This is a genomic window from Streptomyces sp. NRRL B-3229, from assembly GCF_000719505.1.
GTDB lineage: Bacteria > Actinomycetota > Actinomycetes > Streptomycetales > Streptomycetaceae > Streptomyces > Streptomyces griseorubiginosus.
This window is the reverse complement of the sequence record NZ_JOGP01000016.1, coordinates 32256-51517: the sequence shown is the minus strand read 5'-3', so window position 1 is coordinate 51517 and position 19262 is coordinate 32256. Positions and strand designations below refer to the sequence as shown.

The window sequence follows — 19262 nt, the reverse complement described above, 5'->3', positions numbered from 1 at the left end:
ACCGCCCGCCCCTGTGGGCGGTCCGGTTTTTTGCTCCGGTTCGAAAGGGGGGTTCTCACTGACGGCACGCCGGAAGGAATCTCCGTACCCGCCGGGTGAGCTGGCAAAGCTGGCCGACCGCCGTCCGAAACGACAGCCGGTCGCGCGGCACGGCCCGGTCACCACTGCGGTCACCGAGCACGGCACCCCCCTACCGCGCCCCGCGCCACCCCGTCGCGGTCCTTGAGCCCTCCCCTGGGGCCGCTCGATGACGGGACGATGCGGGTGAAATGTATGACGGTATTGCGATTGAACCCCTTTGGCAAGACCTGGAACGAGGTCTCACGTTTTTGTAGGTTTGAGCGTTACAGTCACCTCCGAACGGATCTTTCCTATTTTCTTCAGCAGCCGGTCGGCCGGTTCGAACAGCTCCGGACGTGTCACCACCGCGTTGCGCAGCGCACGCGCCGGAGCCCGGCGGACGCGGTGTCCGACCGCCACCGGGTGCCGACGGGTCACCCACCCCTCCGACACGGTCAGTTCCCGTGTCTTCAGGGAGTCCTTGTACTCCTTCTGACCCCGGCCCAGATCGAGGTGCGCGACACCGTCGGCGGCGGCCGCCTCGGCCATGCGCAGATGCAGGATCAGGCCCGGGGAGTACTTCGCGTACTCCGGGTCGTACGCCGGGAACCAGCACGCGAGAACGCGCTCGGTGCGCAGCCCGAAGTGGGCGGCCACCGGCTTCCCGTCGGCGTACAGCACCGAGAGGATCCCCGCGAACGACTCGGACCGGGTGTGGAACAACTGCCTTACGAGACCGGCGATCCACTCGTGCGCGAACCGGTCGCTGCGACCGGTCCTGCGGTACTGGGCGGACTTCCAGCCCATCAGGGTGCTCAGGGCGGCCGGGTCGCGCTCGTCGTGCACGTAGCGCACCCCGCTCGCGGTGCGCAGGAGACGGCGTTCCTTGGCGAGGGTGGTACGGGTGAACTTCGGTGACCGGTCGCGCAGTCGGGCCAGATAGGTCTCGTAACCCTGGTCGACGTCCATGACCGGTGAGGGGAAGCCCTTGGCGGCTCCCGTCCCGAACGGCTGCTGGCCCTCCACCAGATGGTCGAACTCCCAGACGGCGAGTCCGCAGGCCCTTAACAACTCCTCGGCGTCCCAGGTGTATCCGGGCCGGTGCACGATTCCCTGGGCGTCCGAGATCCCGAGTCCGACGGCCCGGCCGACGCCGGTCGCGGTCCGCTGGAACGGGAAGAACGCGACGGGCTCGCCCCGCTCCCGTACGACCGCTATCCGCACGCCCCGTCTGCACCGGCCCACCGCGAGCGCGAACTCCGGGGACAGGAACGGGTTGGCGAGACCGGGCGAGCCCTGGAGATGGGCCTTGGACTGCAAAGCCGTCCACGCCGCCCGGTCGGCGCCGCTGAGCTCCCCGGGCCGGTACACGCTGATGTCCACGTCAGCCGTCCTGACCCTTCGCCGTCCGGCGTCGCCGCAGCAGCCCCGGCAGCAGGATCAGGGCACTGAGCACGGCCATCGCCACCACGCCACCGCGCGGTGACCAGCGGTGCGTGGCCAGCATGGCCTGGGCCACCAGCATGTTGAGGACGACCGAGCCGGCCAGTGCGGCCAGTGCGCGGGCGAACGGGTCGAGGCCGCGCAGCGCCGCGGCGATGCCGGCGGCGGGTGCCGCGAGCAGGAAGAACAGCACGAGCGGGGCCCGCAACGGCGAGTCGGAACCGGCGAGCGCGAGCAGCGCCCCGAATCCCCCCACCGCGGTCGCCGAGCCCGCGAGCAACGGCGTCAGTTCTCTGCCGGACGTTCTCGAGGAAGTCCGTGTCCGTGTCGTCTGCATGGGCGACCTTTCCCCCCAGAAAGCGCCGGATGCCGGACTTCAATGTCGCGCAGCGCCGCGGGAGCCGTCAAGGCCGACTGGTACGGACGGGGACAGGGGTGTTCCCCGGAGGCGCAAGGAGCCTCTGGGGAACGGGATTTCGGGAATTTCAGGCCCTACGGGACGAGCTTGAGGAGCTTGTTGGGCGAGCCACTGCCCGGGCTGGTGACCGCGTTGGACGTGGCGCCGTTCACCAGTGCCGTGGCGACCTGGGCCGGGGTGGCCGAGGTGTGACCGGCGAGGTAGACCGCGGCCGCGCCCGCGACGTGCGGGGTCGCCATCGAGGTCCCGGAGATGGTGTTGGTCGCGGTGTCGCTGGTGTACCAGCCCGCCGTGATGGAGGAGCCGGGGGCGAAGATGTCGAGCACCGAGCCGTAGTTGGAGTAGCTGGCCCGGGCGTCGGTGCTGGTGGTGGCGCCGACGGTGATCGCCTCCGTGACGCGTGCCGGGGAGTAGGAGGAGGCGTTGGCGCTGCTGTTGCCCGCCGCGACGGCGTAGGTGACGCCGCTCGCTATGGAGTTGCGGACGGCGGTGTCCAGGGTGCTGGACGCCCCGCCGCCGAGCGAGAGGTTGGCGACCGAGGGACCGGAGTGGTTGTTGGTCACCCAGTCGATGCCCGCGATGACACCCGCGGTGGTGCCGGAGCCGGCGTTGTCGAGCACACGCACCGCCACGATCTTCGCCTTCTTGGCGACGCCGTAGGTGGAGCCCGCGATCGTGGTGGCCACATGGGTGCCGTGGCCGTTGCCGTCGGCGGCGGTGGTGTCGCCGTCGACCGCGTCGTAGCCGTAGGAGGCGCGTCCGCTGATCTGGCTGTGCGTGATGCGGACGCCGGTGTCGATGACGTACGCCGTGACGCCGCCGCCCGCGCTGTCCGGGTAGGTGTACGTGCCGGACAGCGGGAGCGCGGCCTGGTCGATGCGGTCCAGGCCCCAGGGGGCGCTGGACTGGGTGGTGTCGGCCAGGTGGACGGTCTGGTTCTGCTCCACGGCGGCCACCGACGGATCGGCGGCGAGTCTCTTCGCCTCGGTCGCCGAGAGCGTGGCGGTGTAGCCGTTGAGCGCGGAGCCGAAGGTCTTCCCGACGGTCCCGCCGTACTCCTTGATGAGCCCCTTGCCCTCGCTGGACGCGGCCTTGAAGCCCGCGTTCTTCTTCAGCGTGACGATGTAGCTGTCCTTGACGGCCGTGGGGGAGCCGGCGGCGAGGACCTTGCCCTCGGCCGGGGCGGCCTGGGCGGGCAGGGTGGTGAGCCCGCCGACGAGGGCGGTGGTCGCCAGGACGGTGGTCGCGGCGAACCGGAGCTTCTTGCTACGCAGTTGTGCCATTACGAGGGAGTCCTCCTCATGGGCGACACGCGCCTGGGTCGGGCGGGTGTCCGTGGGGGGTGCGCGCGTGATCGCGCACACGGCCTGGAGCGTCGCGTTCCGCTCCCGGCTGGGGTAAAGGCTGGGTCATCCGCACGTAAAGAACAAGGGAGTTGAGGAGGAGTCAACAAACCTGTCATGCCCACGAAATCAATGCCGGTTTTGGCATGGACACTTCCCGTTGATACGCCTGCTTGCTACGACAGATGTGGCAGAGATCCTGCTAAAGGGAGGTTCCATGAGACGTTCCCGATTTGCCGCGTACGTCGGCTCACTCCTCCTCGCCCTCGCCGCCGTCCTCACCGGGACGGGCACCGCCCACGCCGCCACAGGCCCCTATGTGGCCCTCGGGGACTCCTATTCCTCGGGAGTCGGTTCGGGCAGCTACATCGGTTCGAGCGGCGACTGCAAGCGCAGCACGAAGGCCTACCCCTACCTCTGGGCGGCCGCGCACTCACCCTCGTCGTTCGCCTTCACGGCTTGCTCGGGCGCCCGTACGGGTGATGTTCTGGCGAGTCAGCTGACCCCGCTCAACGCCGCCACCGCTCTCGTCTCGATCAGCATCGGCGGCAACGACGCCGGCTTCTCCGACGTCATGACGACCTGTGTGCTCCAGTCCGACAGCGCCTGCCTGGCCCGGATCAACACCGCGAAGGCGTACGTCGACGCCACGCTCCCGGGCCAACTGGACAACGTCTATTCGGCGATCACGTCCCGGGCCCCCAACGCCCACGTGGTCGTCCTCGGCTACCCCCGCTTCTACAAGCTCGGCACCACCTGCCTCGGCCTCTCCGAGACCAAGCGGAAGGCGATCAACGACGCCGCCGACTACCTCGACACGGCCACCGCCAAGCGGGCCGCGAACCACGGCTTCGCCTGGGGTGACGTCCGCTCCACCTTCACCGGCCACGAACTCTGCTCCGGCAGCGCCTGGCTGCACAGCCTCAACCTGCTCAACATCGGCGAGTCCTACCACCCGACCGCGGCCGGCCAGTCCGGCGGCTACCTCCCGGTCCTGAACAGCGCGGCCTGACCGCCCCTCACGGGGACGCAGTGGGGGAGGCCTCGTCGCTGCCGGACGGGGTCTCCGTCACGCAAGTGAGGGTGAACGGAACGGAGTTGGAGGTCTTCTCGACCGGGTCGCGGACCTCCACGCTGATGGTGTCCTCGAAGGTCCCGCTGTTGTCCTGCGTGGTGATGAACCGCCGCTCCTGCTGTGTCCTCCCGCCCCCGGCGGGGAACGTCAGCGTCTTCCAGCTCCCGTTCACCGAACCGTTCTTCGACACCCAGCGATAGCTCACCGTGGCCGGGACCCGCCCGACCTCGAGCGTGACCGTGAAGGTGGGGGCCGCCGACCTGTCCGGCGGACAGCTGCCCGTGTAGTCGGTGTTCGAGCCGCTCAGGGAGACGCTCACCGACTGCGGCGGGGGCGCGCTCGTGGTCTTCTCGCTCGGGCTGGGCGAGGGGGTGTGGCTGGGCTCGTCCGTCTTGGTCTGCGCGGGCGAACTCACCGTCGAACCGGGGTCCTTGGCGGTCTCCCCGTCCTTGTCGCCGTTGTCGTGGTTCAGCAGCGCGTACGTCAGCCCCGCGATCGCCAGCGCGAGGGCCAGCACACCCGCGACCAGGACCACCCCCGCGCGGCGGTTGCGCTCGGGAGGCGCGGCGGTGGTGACGGGGGTGGACGTCGGCGTCGGAACGGGCCGGTACGGGGTCGTCGGCGGCTCCTGCGGGAAGGGCGCCGCGATCGTCGGGGCGTACGGCCCCGCCTGCACGGCGTCCGCCCCGGGCGTCCCCCCGGCCGCGATGATCCGCAGCTCCTGCTCGGCCCGCTCGGCAGGCAGCCGCTGGGCCGGGTCCTTGCGCAGCAGCCCCTCGATGACGGGGGTGAGCGGACCGGCCCGGTACGGCGGCGGCAGCTCCTCGTCCACGATCGCGCGCAGGGTGCTCAGCGGGGTGTTCTGCCGGAAGGGCGAGTTCCCCTCGACGGCGGCGTAGAGCAGCACGCCCAGCGACCACAGGTCGGACTCCGGGCCCGGGGTGCGGCCCAGCGCCCGCTCCGGGGCGAGGAACTCGGGCGAGCCGATGACCTCGCCGGTCATCGTCAGCGCCGAGCTGCCCTCGACCTGGGCGATGCCGAAGTCGGTGAGCACCACCCGGCCGTCGTTCGACAACAGCACATTGGCGGGCTTCACGTCCCGGTGCAGCACCCCCACCTCGTGCGCGGAACGCAGCGCGGAGAGCACCTCGGCGCCGATGTGCGCGGTCCGCTGCGGGTCGAGCGGGCCCTCCGCGTCCAGCAGTTCGGCCAGCGAGACCCCGCGCACCAGCTCCATCACGATCCACGGCCGGCCGTCCTCGGAGGCCACGTCGTACACCGTCACCACGTTGCGGTTGGCCACCCGCGCCGCCGCCCACGCCTCGCGCTCCAGCCGGGCGTACAGCCGCTCGACCTCCTGCGTCGCAAGGCCGTGCGGCGCACGTACCTCCTTGACGGCGACCTCGCGGTGCAGCACCTCGTCCCGGGCACGCCACACGGTTCCCATGCCGCCCTCGCCGAGCGGGGACAGCAGGCGGTAGCGGCCCGCGATCAGTCGCTCACCGCCCGGTTCTTCGGACACGGCCGTCCCCCACTTCGTACTCCGCTCGACTTCGCATGATTTCTTCACAAAAGTAGCTCAGCCGAGTACGGATGCCGCCCCCTTGAGCACCAAACCAGCCCCAAGGGCCACGACGACGAACGCGGACATCAGCGGTGCGGTCCTGCGCACCAGCGCGGTCAGCGGGCTCGCCGCCAGGCGGGGGCGCCGGTCCATCATCCGTGTCACTCCGCTACCCAGCCTGACGACAGCGAATCCAGCGGCGGTCAGGGTCAGGGCGAGGCCGACGCCGTACGCCACCACGAGCAGCAGTCCGAACCAGGCCTGCCCGAGCGCGGCGGCGCCGACGAGCACGACGACGGCGGAGGGACTGGGCACGAGCCCCCCGGCGAAACCGAGCAGGATCGTGCCGCGGACGGTGGGGGCGACGGCGTGGGTGTGGGTGAAGCCGCCGTGGGTGTGTTCGAGGGAGTGGTTGTGGGGGTGCGGGTGGTCGTGACCGTGCTCCTCGGAGTGGGTGTGGTCGTCGTCGTGGGGGTGGCTGTGACCGTGAGGGTGGTCGTGGGTGTGGTCGGAGGCGTGGGTGTGCGGGTGGGCGGGCGCGTGAGTGTGCGAGTGGCCGGGCGCGTGGACATGCTGGTGCGCCTTCGCCGTCGCCGGGGCTGTCTCCGGGTGCGCGGCGACCAGGACCAGGGAGCGCTCCTCGGGCTCCTCGGCGGCGGGCCCGTGCGGGTGGTCGTGCGGATGGTCGTGGGAGTGGCCGTGCGGGTGATCGCCTCCCTGCCCGTGCCCGTGCCCGTGACTGTGATCGCCTCCGTGCCCGTGATCGCCCCCGTGCCCGTGCTGGTGCGTACGGGTGCGCAGGGCCCGGCGCAGCAGGGTCACCCCCGCGGCGGTCACCATGAGCCCGCTCGCGATGCCCAGCCACGCGATCACCGAGGGCGCCGCGGCCGAGCCGGCCGTGACGAGCAGGCCGAGGGCGACCACACCGAGGGTGTGGGTCACCGTCACGGACGCGGCCAGGGGCAGGACGTCCTTCATCCGGGCCTTGCCGCCACGGGCCGCGGCCACCGCCGCCATCAGGGTCTTGCCGTGACCGGGGGCGAGCGCGTGCATCGCGCCGAGGACGATCGCGATGAGCAGGGCGAGCGCCGCGAACCCGACGGTGAGGTCGTGACGGGCGACCAGGGAGTCCAGGGCGCGCGTCCAGCGGTCGGCGCCGCGGGGCAGCACGGAGGCGGCGGGAGCGCCCGTCTTCTCCTCGGCGAGCGCGGGCCCACCTGGCCGCACACGCACGGAGGCGGTCACGGTGTCCGCGGGCGAGGACAGCAACTCCTTCGGATACGTGGTCAGTTCCTTCGAGACCGACTTCGTGGGCACGTCCGACCCGGTGAGCGTCATACGGTCGCCGCGCGCGGTGATCTCGCGCCAGCCGGGGCCGGAGTCGGTGCCCGCGCTGTGGAAGCCCAGGGAGACGGAGGCATCCTCCGGCAGCGGGGCGGTCAGCCGGCACTCCACCCGCAGGGTGTTCAGACCGGCCTGTCCGGGACGCAGACGCGCGTGGCTGCTCCCGACGACGAGCTCGGCCGCGCGGCCGTCGACGGTGACCTTGGCACCCTCCGCCGCCTTCTGGCAGCGCTGGGCGGCCCACTCGGTGGTGCCGAGCCGCTCCAGGTCCGGCTTGGCCTGGGTGGCAGGGATCTCGGCGAGGTCCTCGACGTGGTCGACACGGAGCTGGCCGGGGGCGGCCACGAGACCGTCGTAGCGGTTGACGGTGAAGTTCCCGAGAGGGTGCGCGCTCGCGCTGCCGGAAGGGAGCAGCGCGAGCGCACAAGCCGCCGTCAGGACGGCCGGGAGGGACACGAACAGACGGCGGAGCTTCAACGGGCCATCTCCTTCAGTGCCTTGCGGGCCTCGCGGGCACCGAGCGGGGAGAAGCCGGGGTTCAGCTTCAGGGCGGAGGTGAGGTGGGTCCTGGCGGCCTTCTTGTCGCCCACGGCGAGCTCGATGATCCCGCGGTGGTAGCGGAAGGAGGCGTTGCGGTAGCCGGTGGCGGTGGCCTGCCGGGCGTACGGCAGGGCCTCCTCGTCACGGCCGTTGACGTGCAGGGCCCAGGCCAGCGCGTCCGCGGTGTGCACCGTGTGCCGGCGGGCCCACTCGGCGCGGGCGGCGCGCAGGGCGGAGGCCTTGTCGCCGTGGTCGGCCGCGGCCAGCGCGGTGTCGAGGTCGGCGTTGACGCCGTTGGCCCGGGCGAGGGCGATCCAGGCGTCGACGAGCGCGTACTGGTCGCGCGCCCTGGCCCTGTCCCCCTCGCCGCCCCGGTCCTCGTACAGCTCACCGAGTTCGACGAGCGGGCCGGGCAGCGGATACCGCGCCACGACGGCCTCCATGCCCTTGATCGCGGCCGCGCGGTCCCCGCTCGCCGCCTGTGCGCGCGCCCTGCCCTCCAGGGCGGGGAGGTAGGTGTCGTCGGCGGCGAGAGCGCGGGCGTAGTCGGTCAGCGCGGTCTTGTAGTCGCCCTGGTTCCAGGCGAGTTGACCGAGCGCGGCGGCCACGTACGAGATGTCTCCCGGGGTGGTCGCGGTGGACAGGGCCTGCTCCAGGACGCGGCGGGCGGTGCGGACGTCGCCGCGCAGTTCGTGGACGTAGGCGTAGCGGGTGAACACCGGGATGCCAGGCCGCCGTGCGTCCGCGAGGTCCACGGTCGTCGACGCCTCGTCGTAGCGGCCCAGTTCGACGAGGGCGTCGATCCGGGAGGACAGGGCGCGCTCGCTGTAGGGGTTCTGCCGGAGAGTCCGGTCGGCGTAGGTGAGGGCGTCCTTGAAGTCGTGCCGGGCGGCGGCGAGGGCGGCCAGTCCGGTGAGGCCCTGCTCGTTGTCCGCCGACAGCTTCAGCGACTTCCGGAGGGCCTGCTCGGCCTGCGGGTACCGTGACGGGTCGCCTTTCGTCCGCGCCTGCTCGACGTAGGCGAGGCCCAGGGTGGCCCAGCTGCCGAAGTCCTTGGGCTGGGTGCGGAGATGGGCCTGGATCGCCTTGATCCCCGCGTCGAGGTCCCCACTGGCCATGAGCCCGGGCGAGACCGCCGACGACGAACTGGCCACGGTGGCGGCCCCGCCGTCCCGCAACGCCCCGAACGCGATCGATCCGCCGGTCAGGGCGACCGCCAACAGCGCCGCACACCCGGCGAGTTGAGCGGCCCGCCAACGCCGCCCGGCCGCGGAGACCCGCCGCACGGCGGCGACCTTCGGGTCCTCGGCCGCAATGGTGGGTTCCACGTCCTCCGACGTTCCGCTCTGCTCGTCCTCGGCTGCGCTGTCGGTCGTAGACCCGGACATGGCCCTCTCCTGGTTCCTGATGCGTTCGTGATCGTGTACTGCGCGGCGCGGCCTGCACCGTGGGGGATGAGTAGCGCAGGCCGCGCCAGTAAAAGGGGGGTGCGGTGTGGGCCTTCAGGGGCGCGGGGCTGTGTCGATTTGCGGCTCCGCCGCGGGGCGCGACCGGCCACAGCGAACCCGCACCCGCCAGACGGCAGACCGAGGCACCTTAGTAGGCACGCCGCCGCATACGCCGCCACCACATCAGCGCCGCACCGATGAGCACGATCCCGGCCGCACCCGCACCCGCGGATCCCGCGATCAGGGACATGTTGTTCGACCCTGAGCTCCCCGCGGGGGAGAGCGCGTCACCCAGCTGGTTGCGGACGTCGTTCCCACCGGACGTCCCCTTGGCCAGCGGCCCACGGGAACCCTCCGTCGGCAGCGCCAGGTACGGGAAGGACTTCTCGAAGTCCTTGTCGTTCTTGTCGACCGCGTCACCGAGGTCGTTCTTGGATCCGACCAGCTCGCCCTCGACGACCTGGAGCGAGGCGTCGATCACGTCGTCGGTGAGCCGACGGCCGTTCGGGAATCCGGCGTTGTCGCCATCAAGCACACCGAGCCGCTTCGGAGAATCGGTGGGCTTGATGGACGTGTTGAGGCGGAGCTCCTCCGCGGGCCGCACGTAGGGCGGCTGGTTCAGCCCCTTCACGCCCTTGAGGAACACGTCCACGAGGTCGTTGCGAGGCTCCTTCGGGGCGGGGATCTTGTAGATCGCCTCGATGAGCTTCGGCAGTTCGGGGTTGGTCACGTTCTTGAGGAACTGCGCGTCGTCCGTGGGCACGGACGCGTTGAACTTGTCCTTGTCCTTCAGCGGGTTGACGACCTCGTTGACGAGCGGGTTCCCGAGGCGAGAGACCTGGGAGTAGTAGCCGCGGGCGTTCTTGCGCTGGGTCGTCGACCAGATGCCCACGACCGGCTGGTGCGAGGACTCGGCTATGACGTCGTTCGGGACCTGGAGGGCGATCGAGTTGACGTTGTAGCCCTTGAGCGTGTCGTTGCCGACCTCGCTGAGGTTCCCGCCGTACAGCAGGTCGAAGACGCGCAGGTCCGCGAAGAACGGGTCGTCGGCCTGGCCGGCGAAGGCCGTCGCGTCGCCGGGAAGCTTGTAGACCGCCTGGTCGCGCAGCTTCTCGTAGTTCGGCATGGACGCCTTGCCGACGTTCGACGGCGCCACCGGGATGTCGTCGGCGACCTTCGTCTTGTACTGCACCCTGCCGTACTTCAGCCGGAAGAGCTCGATGTCGTACGTCTGCGTCACGTTCAGGTCCGGGTCGTGGAGGCTGTCGACGACACCGGTGTTGTACAGGAACGACTTCTTGTTCTTCACGTGCGTCTTGAAGGTGAAGCGGTACAGCAGGTCGCCCTGTCCGTCGCCGTTGTTGTCGACGTGGATGTCGTACTGCGCGTCCTCGGCGAACTGGTAGAAGTTCGGGCCGCCTCCGGGCTCCTCGAACGGGATCCAGTTCGCGATGATCGTCGTCGTGTCCGGCTTGTCGGGGCTGACGAACGCGTACAGGTCGGTGTTGTCGTACTGCGGGGTCCCCGAGATGAGCGGGGCCTCCCGGTGGCTGGAGGCGGAGGCCGCCCCGGGTTCCAGCGTGGCCACACCGGCGGCTGCGAGCCCGCCGGCGGCCAGCGCACCACATACGAGGGTCGCGAGACTCCTGCGTCCCGAGCCGCTCCTGGAGATAGGTGTCATGCCGTCCGTCCTCAGTCCAACTTGCCTGACGCCCGGTGATTCGGAACGGGGGGCGGGCCGGATTGGTCGAATCTCAAAACTTCTTTTCTGCTGCTCGACCCGCGTTTTCGGCGATCTGATCCGTAACCCCATCCGGAGGTGTGTTCGTTGCGAATACCTCGTGGGACGGGACGGCCCAGGTGCGGCTTTGCGGGAGGGGGCGACGAGTTGGAGGCGGACGAGCTTCTGGTGCTCGTGGCGGGCGGGGACCAGAGGGCTTTCGAGGAGCTCTACGGGCTCGTGGCGGGACCGGTGTTCGGGCTCGTACGGCGCGTGGTGCGTGATCCGGCGCAGTCGGAGGAGGTGTCACAGGAAGTGCTGCTGGAATGCTGGCGGTCGGCCGCCCGGTTCGACCCGGGCCGGGGCAGCGCGCTGTCCTGGATCCTCACGCTCGCGCACCGCCGTGCCGTCGACCGGGTGCGCAGCGCCCGCGCGGCCGGTGAGCGCGAGCAGCGCGAGGCGCGGCGGGCCCACCACACGGCCTTCGACCAGGTGACCGAGGAGGTTGAGGCCGGCCTTGAACGCGAGTGGGTGCGCCGGTGCCTGGAGCGTCTCACCGAACTCCAGCGCCAGTCGGTGACCCTCGCCTATTACGACGGGTACACCTACCGTGAAGTGGCTGAGCGGCTGTCGCTGCCGCTGGGGACGGTGAAGACGCGCATGCGTGACGGACTGACCCGCTTGCGGGAGTGCCTGGGAGGTGTGGCGTGAGTCTCTTCCGCCGGGAAGATCTCCACTCCCTCGCGGCCCCCTACGCCCTCGACGCGCTGGAACCCCCTGAGCGGGCCCGGTTCGAGCGGCATCTCAAGGGCTGCGACAGCTGCGCGGCGGAGGTGCGTGCCCTGTCCGAGGACGCCGTACGGCTGGCATGGTCGACGGCCGCTCCGCCGCCGGCCGCGATGCGCGACCGGGTGCTGTCCGCCGTGCGTACCACCCCGCAGCAGTCGCCCGCACGGCCGGATCCGGTGCGGGCTCGGCCGGAGCCGGCCCGGGCCCGCAAGTCGCAGCTGCCCCCGCATGTGTGGGGCGTGCAGCCGCCGCCCCGGCAGCGTCGGCGGCGTCCGCTCTTCGTGCCCTTCGCGACGGCCACGGCGGCCGCGGCGCTCGTCGTCGCTTCCCTGTTCGCCGTCCAGGCCCACCGGACCCAGGACGAACTGAACGCCCAGAAGGCGCAGGCCAGTGAGATCGCCCACGTTCTCCAGGCCACGGACGTGCTCGCGACCCGGGGTCGGGACGCGCAGGGCCGGAGCATCGCCGTGGTCGCCTCCGCGTCGGAGGGGCGCGCGGTCGTCACCCTGAGCGGGTACAGCGCGCCCCCGAGCGGCCGCGTGCGCCAGTTGTGGCTCATGCGCCCCGACGAGCAACCGCGCTCCCTGGGGCTCTTCGCCGCCGACACGCCCTTGGTCGCCACCGGACTCGACAAGTCCGCAACATCACTCGCTGTGACCGTGGAGCCCGACGGGGGCTCACCGCAACCCACTACTCAGCCGGTTGTCCAACTCGCCCTGAAATCTGTTGGATTCGGAGAGTAATCATGGAGGGGTCGTCAACGCCCTTGCGGGGAAGGTGAATCCTGTGACGCCGATACACGTGTGCCTCGACGGGGCGATAGGGTTACCCTGCCCGGGCCGGGTGGACTCGTACGGGTGGGGAGTGACATGGAACAGATAGCAGTGCGCAGGGCGAGGGTCCCTGCGATCACCTGCGGGAGCAGCGCGACCAGTTCGCGCCTGGACCGCCATCTCTCGGTGCTGTCGGGGCCTGCCGTCCCGCAGCGCGAGGCGGCCGAGGCGACCTCGCTGATGCGTGAGCTGACCGCGCGTGACACCACCAAGCAGGAGCGCAGCGACCGGGGCGCCCGCGTGCGTCGCGTCTCGCTGTTCGCGCCACTGCGCCGACTGCGCCGTTCGCTGTTCGGCGGGCACTGAGCCCCAGCCACCCGGTTTCGTGCTGCGATCCTGTCCGTCATCCCCACGGCATGCAGCACGATCCAGGTGAGCGGACCGAGCAAGGGGTGCACCCCACCCCCGGCTCGGCCACCCCGTACGCGCACCACCTTTGGCATGCACGCCTCCGAGGTCGGCCCGGGCCCCGGCAGGGCCCGAACTCTCCTCCCGGCAAGAGGCGTTCAGCAGGGGGCTTTCAGCGCCAAGCGGTCAGCGAGAGGCTTTCAGCCTTCTCCGCGCCCGTACCGCCGCACGGCGAGCGGTGCGAAGACCGCGAGCAGTACCGCGCACCACAGCAGTGACCCTGCGATCGGATGTGCCACCGGCCAGGCGGCCCCCTCCGGCACCGGTGCGTTCCCGAACAGGTGCCGCAGGGCCGTGGTCACCGCGCTGATCGGGTTCCATTCGGCAACGGTCCGCAGCCACCCGGGCAGACCCTCGGTCGGGATGTAGGCGTTGGACAGCAGCGGCAGGATGAAGGTGGCTCCGCCCAGCTGACCCGCGGCCTCCTCGTTGCGGCTGAGCAGCCCGAGGAAGATGCCCACCCAGGTCGTCGCGAACCGGAACAGCAGCAACAGCCCCACGGCGGCCACTGCTTGCGGCGCGGACCCCTCCACCCGCCAGCCCACCGCGAGCCCCACCAGCAGGAACGGCACCAGCCCCGCGGCGCTGACCACGACGTCCGCGACCGACTGTCCCAGCGGTACGGCCGCCCGGCTGATCGGCAGGGTCCGCAGCCGCTCCGTCACGCCCCGGTGGACGTCCTGGGCCGCCTGGAACATCCCCGTCATGATCCCGTTCGCCGCCGTCGCCACCAGCAGACCCGGCACCAGGAAGGACCGGTACTGCTCGCCCGGCATCGCCAGCGCGCTGCCGAAGACATAGCCGAAGAAGAGCAGCATGGTGATCGGCATGGTCTGGGTCAGGACCAGCAGCCCCGGGTTGTTCCGCACCCGGCGCAACTGGCGGCCCAGCATTGCGGTGCCGTCGTAGGCCGACATGCTCATGCGGCCACCTCCTCGGTGAGTCGCAGGAAAACCTCGTCCAGGGTCGGCGGCCGGATGCTCGCGTCGAGCAACGGCACACCCGCCGCGTCCAGTTCGCGCACCAGCCGGGGCAACGTGAGAGTGGTGTCCCGGGTGGTCGAGCCGACCGCGTGGCGGTCCTGGTCGAACGACGGTTCCCCGCCCGTGAGTTGCTCGAGCAAGGCGGCCGCTCTCGCCAGGACGTCGGGGTCCGCGACCACGATCTCGACATGCGCCCCCATCAGGGTCTTGAGGTAGGCCGGCGAACCCGTGTGCGCTACCCGCCCCTTGTCCACCAGGGCGATGTCATGGGCGAGTTGGTCGGCCTCCTCCAGGTACTGCGTGGTCAGCAGCACCGTCGTGCCGTCCGCGGTCAGCTCGCGTACGGCGTCGTGGATGAGGTTGCGGCTGGCGGGGTCGAGGCCGGTCGTCGGCTCGTCGAGGAAGAGGATCTCCGGACGGCGGACCAGGCTCGCCGCCAGGTCCAGCCGGCGGCGCATCCCGCCCGAGTAGGTGGCGGCGGTCCGGTCGGCGGCCTCGGCCAGCCCGAAGCGGTCGAGCAGCTCGGCGGCCCGCTCGGCCGGCCCCCGCACCCGGTGCAACCGCGCGAACAGCACGAGGTTCTGCCGGCCGGTGAGGTCCCCGTCCACCGAGGCGTACTGCCCGGTGACGGCGATGGAGCGGCGGACCGCCTCCGGCTCCCGGACGAGGTCGTGCCCGGCGACCCGGGCCGAGCCCGCGTCGGGCCGCAGCAGCGTGGTGAGCAGCCGTACGGCCGTGGTCTTGCCCGCGCCGTTGGGCCCGAGGATGCCGCAGACCGTGCCCTGGGCGACCGCGAGATCGAGGCCGCGCAGGGCATGGACCTCCCCGAACCGTTTTTCCAGACCCTCACTAAGTACAGCGTACGTAGAAGTCATGGCAGGACCATAGCGCACTACGTACGCTGTACGTAACTAGGATGGTGGCCGAGGTGATGACCGATGGCGGGCCGAGCGGCCGTACCCGAAGTGATCTGGGCTCGTCCCGAACGGACCGGGCGTGGGCCCAAACCCGCGTTCACCAGGGCGGACATCGCGGCGGCGGCGGTGCGGCTGGCTGACGCCGGCGGGCTGGACGCGGTGTCGATGCGGCACGTCGCGGCCGAACTGGGCTGCGGCACGATGTCGCTGTACAACTACGTCCCCCGCAAGGAGGACCTGTACGAGCTGATGGTGGACGCGGTCAGCGGTGAGCACGACCTGTTCGAGCCGACGGGGGACTGGCGGGCCGACATGCTCCGCAACGCGCGCCAGACCAAGGCGCTCATGCACCGGCATCCTTGGATGGTCCGGCTGATGTCAGGGGTGTACGGCTTCAGCCCCAACGCCCTGCGCTACCTGGAGCACTGCCTCGCCTGCCTCGACCCGCTGGACGCGCCCTACGGCACGAAGATCGAGCTGGTCGCGATGCTCAACGGGTGTGTGACGACGTATGTCTCCAACGAGCTGTCCACGGCAGAGCGGGTGCGGTCGTTGCCGTGGTCGGAGGAGCAGGAGAACGCGGTGCGCATCGCTTATCTGGGGGGTCAGGTGGCTTCCGGGGCGTATCCGCGGCTGGCGGCGTCGTTCGCGGAGGATGCGGGGCCGATTGATCTTGATGCGGTCTTCGAGAGGATGTTGGGGCGGGTATTGGACGGGTTCTCGCCGCGGGGGTGACTGTTTCGTGCCGGGTGCGGCGCCGCTGTGGGCTGGTCGCGCCCGCGCGGCGGTAGCCGCAAATCCAACACATCCCCGCGCCCCCGGGTGGGCTACAGCAGCGTCAGTTGACCCTCCGGCCCCTCCTCGTGGCCGTCCAGGACTGAAGCCGGCCTTCGGGCCGCGTCCGGAACCGGAAATACGCCCGCCTCACGCAGGTCGGTCGTCGTGATCTGCGACGGCAACTCGTCCTCCAGGGGCTGGTGATCCGCCAGCAGAGCCAGCACCGTGATCAACTCCAGGAGTTCGGACGTCCAGGTCTGGGGCCAGGCCGTCGGGCGGATCGCGGCCAGGGTGCCCGGTTCCGGTTCCTCGGTCCGGGCCGTGAACCACTGCTCCAGCACCCGTACCCCGCCCGCCTCGAAGTCCCAGGCATCCGGCGGTACCGGGGAGATACGGCCGTCGTCCAGCAGCAGGGTTTCCTCGTCGCGGTCGTAGTCCAGGGTCAGCGGGCGGGACGGCAAGGGCGCGCGGACGTACGGGCGGCGGCCGCCGGGCAGTCTCGGGCGGTCGCCGTCGCGGCGCATCAGCCACAGCGTGCGGTGGCCCGACTCCACGCCACGGGACCAGAGTTCGGGGTCGGCGGGGAGCGGGACGGTGACGTCGGAGCGTACCGCCGTCAGGATCCAGGCAAGGACGTCCAGCGGTTCCACCGCGACACCGAGCCGCGTCCGCAGGTGTTCCAGCAGGCCCGGCGCCAGGTTCGGTTCCGTGCCGTCCGGGCGGCGGTACAGCGGACGGATGCGCCCGGGGCGGAGCAGGGGCAGCAGCGAGGTCGCGAGGAGGTGCGGGCCCCGGCCCTCCGTCGGTGTCTCCACCACGAACACCTGCGACTCGTCCGCCACCCGCCACAGTTCGGGCCGGGCGGCGTCGATCAGCCGGTGGTCCGGGATCAGCCACTGTTCGTCGAAGGGCGCGGACAGGGTCCTTACCGGCTCCGGGCAGGGGCCGGAGGCGCGCGCGAGGCGCTCGGTGCCGCCCGTCCGTCCCGGCAGCTGTCCGACCGCCGAGCGCAGGGTGCGGGACCGGGTCGGTTCGAACAGGGCCTCCCGGTCGGGGCCCTCGGCCTTCAGCAGCGCGTCCCAGCGGGCCTTCAGGGAGGCCGCGTCGGGGCCCGCCGGCCACCCCCGGCCGAGCCGCGGCGGTGCGACGGACCACGGCATGAGGTCCGCGAGTGGCGGAGCGTCGTCGTGCGTCACGCTGGGCATCGTACGACTTTCCGCGGACAGGCAGCCGCGCCCCGTGCGTTCACGTGGCGTCCAGGGTGACGGTGAAGGAGAAGCGGTCGCCGCGGTAGTGGATCACCGCCGCGTCCAGCACCCGGCCCTCCCCGTCGTACGCCAGGCCCGTGTAGTGCAGGATCGGGCTGAGCAGGGGGACTTGGAGCAGCCGGGCCGTCTCCGGGTCCGCGAGCCGTGCCTCCACGGTGTCCGTGATGCGGCTGATGTCCGCCCCGACGACATCGCGCAGCACCTTCGTCATCGGCCAGCGCACCAGGTCCGACGGGTCGATGCGCGCGGCCAGTTCGGGGCGGACGTAGTTGCGGGCGTGGTTGGTCGGCTCGCCGGTCCGCTCGTCGCTGCGGAGCCGGTGGTACGCCGCCACCTCGTCCAACGCCGGGAAGTGCTCGGCGAGTTCGACGGGCACCGCGGACTTGCCGTGGTCCAGCAGCTCGGTGGTCATACCGGACTGCTGGGCCACGATCGCGTCCACCGAGCCGAGCAGCCGGACCGGGCTGCCCCTTCTGGCGTCCGGCTCGATGAAGGTGCCCCGGCGGCGGTGCCGGGTGATGAGCCCCTCGTCCTCCAGCTCCTTCAGTGCCTGCCGCATGGTCAGCACGCTCACGCCGTAGTGCCCGGCGAGCTGTTCCTCGGTGGGCAGGCGCAGCGGGTCCTGGGGCGAGCGGCCGAGTATGGAGGCGCGCAGCGACTGCGACACCTGGTACCAGAGCGGCAGCTTGCGGTTCAGGACGATCGAGTCCGGAGCGAAGGAGGTCACGGGCTATCCGTACCTTTCGCGCGTCGGTCGGTGCAACGGGCGGACCGGTGGGCCGGGCGGATCGCTGGGACGGCCGGCCCGGCGCGGCGGGCGGACCGGTGCAGTGCGTGGGGCGCGGTGGATCAGCGCGTGGGGCGGAAATGGCGTTCCAGGCCCCGCCACACGTCGTCGTAGTGCGGCTGGAGGTGGTCCGCCCGGGCCGCGTGGGCGGTGAGCGTCACCGGCCAGCGGGTCTCGAACATGAACGCGAGTCCGTCGTCGATCTTCTGCGGCCGCAGCTCGGCCGCGCTCGCCCGGTCGAACGTCTCCCGGTCGGGTCCGTGCGCCGACATCATGTTGTGCAGCGAGCCGCCGCCCGGCACGAAACCCCCCTTCCCGGCGGTCTTGGCGTCGTACGCGCCCTCGATCAGGCCCATGTACTCGCTCATCACGTTGCGGTGGAAGTAAGGCGGCCGGAACGTGTCCTCGCCGACCAGCCAGCGCGGCGCGAAGACCACGAAGTCGACGCCGGCCAGCCCCGGAGTGTCCGACGGGGACGTCAGCACGGTGAAGATCGACGGGTCGGGGTGGTCGTAGGAGATCGAGCCGATGACATTGAAACGGCGCAGGTCGTAGACGTACGGCACGTGGTTGCCGTGCCAGGCGACCACGTCGAGGGGGGAGTGGTCGTAGGTCGCCGTCCAGAGGTTGCCGCAGAACTTGTTGACCACCTCCACCGGCCCCTCCATGTCCTCGTACGCGGCGACGGGGGCCCGGAAGTCGCGGGCGTTGGCGAGGCCGTTGGCGCCGATGGGGCCGAGGTCGGGGAGCTGGAAGGGGGCGCCGTAGTTCTCGCACACATATCCGCGGGCGGACTCGTCCAGCAGCTCCACACGGAAGCGCACCCCACGGGGGACCAGTGCCACATGTCCGGGCTCCACATGCAGCAGCCCGAACTCGGTGCGCAGCAGTAGTCCGCCGCGCTCGGGGACGATCAGCAGCTCGCCGTCGGCGTCGCTGAAGACGCGGTCCATGGAGTCGGTGGCGTGGTAAAGGTGCACGGCCATTCCGGTGCGCTGGGTGACGTCGCCGTTGCCGCCGAGGGTCCACAGGCCGGCCAGGAAGTCGGTGCCCTCGGCGGGCTCCGGCAGCGGGTCCCAGCGCAGCCGGTTGGGGTCCGGGACCGATTCGGTGAAGGGGGCCGTACGGATCCGGCCGTGGTGGGTGTGGGTGAACGCCGGGTGCGCGGCCGAGGGGCGGATCCGGTACAGCCAGGAGCGGCGGTTGTGGGCACGCGGCTCGGTGAAGGCCGTGCCGCTGAGCTGCTCGGCGTAGAGGCCGACGGGGGCGCGCTGGGGGGCGTTGCGGCCCTCGGGGAGGGCCCCCGGGACGGCCTCCGAGGCGTGTTCGTTGCCGAAGCCGGAGAGATACGTCAGGCCCTCGGCGGTCTTGCGTGCGTCGCCGCGGGTGCTGGCCGCGTCCCCGCTGGTGCTCACTGCGTCCGCGCGTGTGCTCGCCGCGTCCCCGCTCATGGTCGCTCCCTTGCGATCTGATTCCTATGGACTACCGTAGGATTGCGGTTTCGGCGGCGCAAGAGGGCGTCGCGTGGAACCGATTTCCCCGCTC

17 protein-coding genes are annotated in these 19262 nt (G+C 71.1%); 5 read left to right on the top strand and 12 right to left on the bottom strand.

Annotated elements, in window-relative coordinates; all coding sequences use genetic code 11:
• Positions 1 to 321: 321 nt before the first annotated feature.
• From IF54_RS0124885 to IF54_RS0124875, 3 genes are all read right to left on the bottom strand, one after another.
• Positions 322 to 1443 carry a GNAT family N-acetyltransferase gene (locus IF54_RS0124885; protein ID WP_030322350.1) on the bottom strand — a complete coding sequence of 374 codons (1122 nt, stop codon included), beginning with the start codon at positions 1441 to 1443 and terminating at the stop codon, positions 322 to 324.
• Position 1444: 1 nt separating this feature from the next.
• Entirely contained in the window at positions 1445 to 1840 is a 396-nt protein-coding gene (locus tag IF54_RS39745) for a hypothetical protein (RefSeq protein WP_030322346.1), read from the bottom strand.
• A 155-nt stretch (positions 1841 to 1995) separates the two neighbouring features.
• Positions 1996 to 3204, bottom strand: coding sequence for a S8 family peptidase (locus IF54_RS0124875; RefSeq protein WP_030322343.1), 1209 nt, complete (start codon positions 3202 to 3204; stop codon positions 1996 to 1998).
• A gap of 277 nt (positions 3205 to 3481) precedes the next feature.
• Here IF54_RS0124875 and IF54_RS0124870 point away from each other — a divergent pair, with 277 nt between their 5' ends.
• Complete coding sequence (locus IF54_RS0124870) at positions 3482 to 4276, top strand: SGNH/GDSL hydrolase family protein (protein WP_030322342.1); 795 nt, start codon at positions 3482 to 3484, stop codon at positions 4274 to 4276.
• 7 nt (positions 4277 to 4283) lie between these two features.
• Here IF54_RS0124870 and IF54_RS0124865 read toward each other — a convergent pair whose 3' ends face one another.
• The 4 genes from IF54_RS0124865 to IF54_RS0124850 form a co-directional block, all read right to left on the bottom strand.
• The gene (locus IF54_RS0124865; protein ID WP_030322341.1) at positions 4284 to 5861 is read right to left on the bottom strand and encodes a serine/threonine-protein kinase; all 1578 of its coding nucleotides are present in this window, start codon (positions 5859 to 5861) and stop codon (positions 4284 to 4286) included.
• Between the two features lie 57 nt (positions 5862 to 5918).
• On the bottom strand, positions 5919 to 7724 hold the full coding sequence (locus IF54_RS0124860; RefSeq protein ID WP_030322340.1) for a sulfite exporter TauE/SafE family protein: 1806 nt from the start codon (positions 7722 to 7724) through the stop codon (positions 5919 to 5921).
• Positions 7721 to 9175, bottom strand: coding sequence for a tetratricopeptide repeat protein (locus IF54_RS0124855; RefSeq protein WP_030322338.1), 1455 nt, complete (start codon positions 9173 to 9175; stop codon positions 7721 to 7723). Before IF54_RS0124855 ends, IF54_RS0124860 begins: the two co-directional genes overlap by 4 nt.
• A gap of 208 nt (positions 9176 to 9383) precedes the next feature.
• Entirely contained in the window at positions 9384 to 10916 is a 1533-nt protein-coding gene (locus tag IF54_RS0124850; RefSeq protein WP_174856995.1) for a DUF4331 domain-containing protein, read from the bottom strand.
• 207 nt (positions 10917 to 11123) lie between these two features.
• Between IF54_RS0124850 and IF54_RS0124845 the strand changes: the two genes are divergently transcribed.
• The 3 genes from IF54_RS0124845 (at position 11124) to IF54_RS0124835 (ending at position 12883) form a co-directional block, all read left to right on the top strand.
• Complete coding sequence (locus IF54_RS0124845) at positions 11124 to 11666, top strand: sigma-70 family RNA polymerase sigma factor (protein ID WP_020139353.1); 543 nt, start codon at positions 11124 to 11126, stop codon at positions 11664 to 11666.
• Complete coding sequence (locus tag IF54_RS0124840) at positions 11663 to 12487, top strand: anti-sigma factor (protein ID WP_030322334.1); 825 nt, start codon at positions 11663 to 11665, stop codon at positions 12485 to 12487. Before IF54_RS0124845 ends, IF54_RS0124840 begins: the two co-directional genes overlap by 4 nt.
• A 126-nt stretch (positions 12488 to 12613) precedes the next feature.
• The gene (locus tag IF54_RS0124835) at positions 12614 to 12883 is read left to right on the top strand and encodes a hypothetical protein (RefSeq protein WP_030322332.1); all 270 of its coding nucleotides are present in this window, start codon (positions 12614 to 12616) and stop codon (positions 12881 to 12883) included.
• Between the two features lie 242 nt (positions 12884 to 13125).
• On the opposite strand, the gene IF54_RS0124830 is transcribed toward IF54_RS0124835, so the two are convergent.
• Together IF54_RS0124830 and IF54_RS0124825 are read right to left on the bottom strand one after the other, a co-directional pair.
• Positions 13126 to 13908 carry an ABC transporter permease gene (locus tag IF54_RS0124830; protein ID WP_030322329.1) on the bottom strand — a complete coding sequence of 261 codons (783 nt, stop codon included), beginning with the start codon at positions 13906 to 13908 and terminating at the stop codon, positions 13126 to 13128.
• Positions 13905 to 14843: a daunorubicin resistance protein DrrA family ABC transporter ATP-binding protein gene (locus IF54_RS0124825; RefSeq protein ID WP_030322328.1), complete on the bottom strand. Its 939-nt coding sequence runs from the start codon at positions 14841 to 14843 to the stop codon at positions 13905 to 13907. The genes IF54_RS0124830 and IF54_RS0124825 overlap by 4 nt, the downstream gene beginning before the upstream one ends.
• Positions 14844 to 14906: 63 nt before the next feature.
• Here IF54_RS0124825 and IF54_RS0124820 point away from each other — a divergent pair, with 63 nt between their 5' ends.
• The gene (locus tag IF54_RS0124820; protein WP_030322327.1) at positions 14907 to 15620 is read left to right on the top strand and encodes a TetR/AcrR family transcriptional regulator; all 714 of its coding nucleotides are present in this window, start codon (positions 14907 to 14909) and stop codon (positions 15618 to 15620) included.
• 92 nt (positions 15621 to 15712) lie between these two features.
• On the opposite strand, the gene IF54_RS0124815 is transcribed toward IF54_RS0124820, so the two are convergent.
• The 3 genes from IF54_RS0124815 to hmgA all read right to left on the bottom strand — a co-directional run bounded on the left by IF54_RS0124815 (position 15713) and on the right by hmgA (position 19168).
• Entirely contained in the window at positions 15713 to 16867 is a 1155-nt protein-coding gene (locus IF54_RS0124815; protein ID WP_030322326.1) for a type ISP restriction/modification enzyme, read from the bottom strand.
• 40 nt (positions 16868 to 16907) lie between these two features.
• Entirely contained in the window at positions 16908 to 17657 is a 750-nt protein-coding gene (locus IF54_RS0124810) for a GntR family transcriptional regulator (protein ID WP_030322325.1), read from the bottom strand.
• Positions 17658 to 17779: 122 nt separating this feature from the next.
• A complete protein-coding gene (gene hmgA, locus IF54_RS0124805; protein WP_051735517.1) occupies positions 17780 to 19168 on the bottom strand; it encodes a homogentisate 1,2-dioxygenase in 1389 nt (462 codons plus the stop codon).
• Positions 19169 to 19262: the final 94 nt, after the last annotated feature.

Coding starts and splice junctions, on each gene's coding strand:
- IF54_RS0124875 (WP_030322343.1), bottom strand. CDS start 3,204: ATGGCACAACTGCGTAGCAAGAAGCTCCGGTTCGCCGCGACCACCGTC.
- IF54_RS0124835 (WP_030322332.1), top strand. CDS start 12,614: ATGGAACAGATAGCAGTGCGCAGGGCGAGGGTCCCTGCGATCACCTGC.
- IF54_RS0124825 (WP_030322328.1), bottom strand. CDS start 14,843: ATGACTTCTACGTACGCTGTACTTAGTGAGGGTCTGGAAAAACGGTTC.
- hmgA (WP_051735517.1), bottom strand. CDS start 19,168: ATGAGCGGGGACGCGGCGAGCACACGCGCGGACGCAGTGAGCACCAGC.
- IF54_RS39745 (WP_030322346.1), bottom strand. CDS start 1,840: ATGCAGACGACACGGACACGGACTTCCTCGAGAACGTCCGGCAGAGAA.
- IF54_RS0124820 (WP_030322327.1), top strand. CDS start 14,907: ATGGCGGGCCGAGCGGCCGTACCCGAAGTGATCTGGGCTCGTCCCGAA.
- IF54_RS0124815 (WP_030322326.1), bottom strand. CDS start 16,867: ATGCCCAGCGTGACGCACGACGACGCTCCGCCACTCGCGGACCTCATG.
- IF54_RS0124855 (WP_030322338.1), bottom strand. CDS start 9,175: ATGTCCGGGTCTACGACCGACAGCGCAGCCGAGGACGAGCAGAGCGGA.
- IF54_RS0124830 (WP_030322329.1), bottom strand. CDS start 13,908: ATGAGCATGTCGGCCTACGACGGCACCGCAATGCTGGGCCGCCAGTTG.
- IF54_RS0124870 (WP_030322342.1), top strand. CDS start 3,482: ATGAGACGTTCCCGATTTGCCGCGTACGTCGGCTCACTCCTCCTCGCC.
- IF54_RS0124850 (WP_174856995.1), bottom strand. CDS start 10,916: ATGACACCTATCTCCAGGAGCGGCTCGGGACGCAGGAGTCTCGCGACC.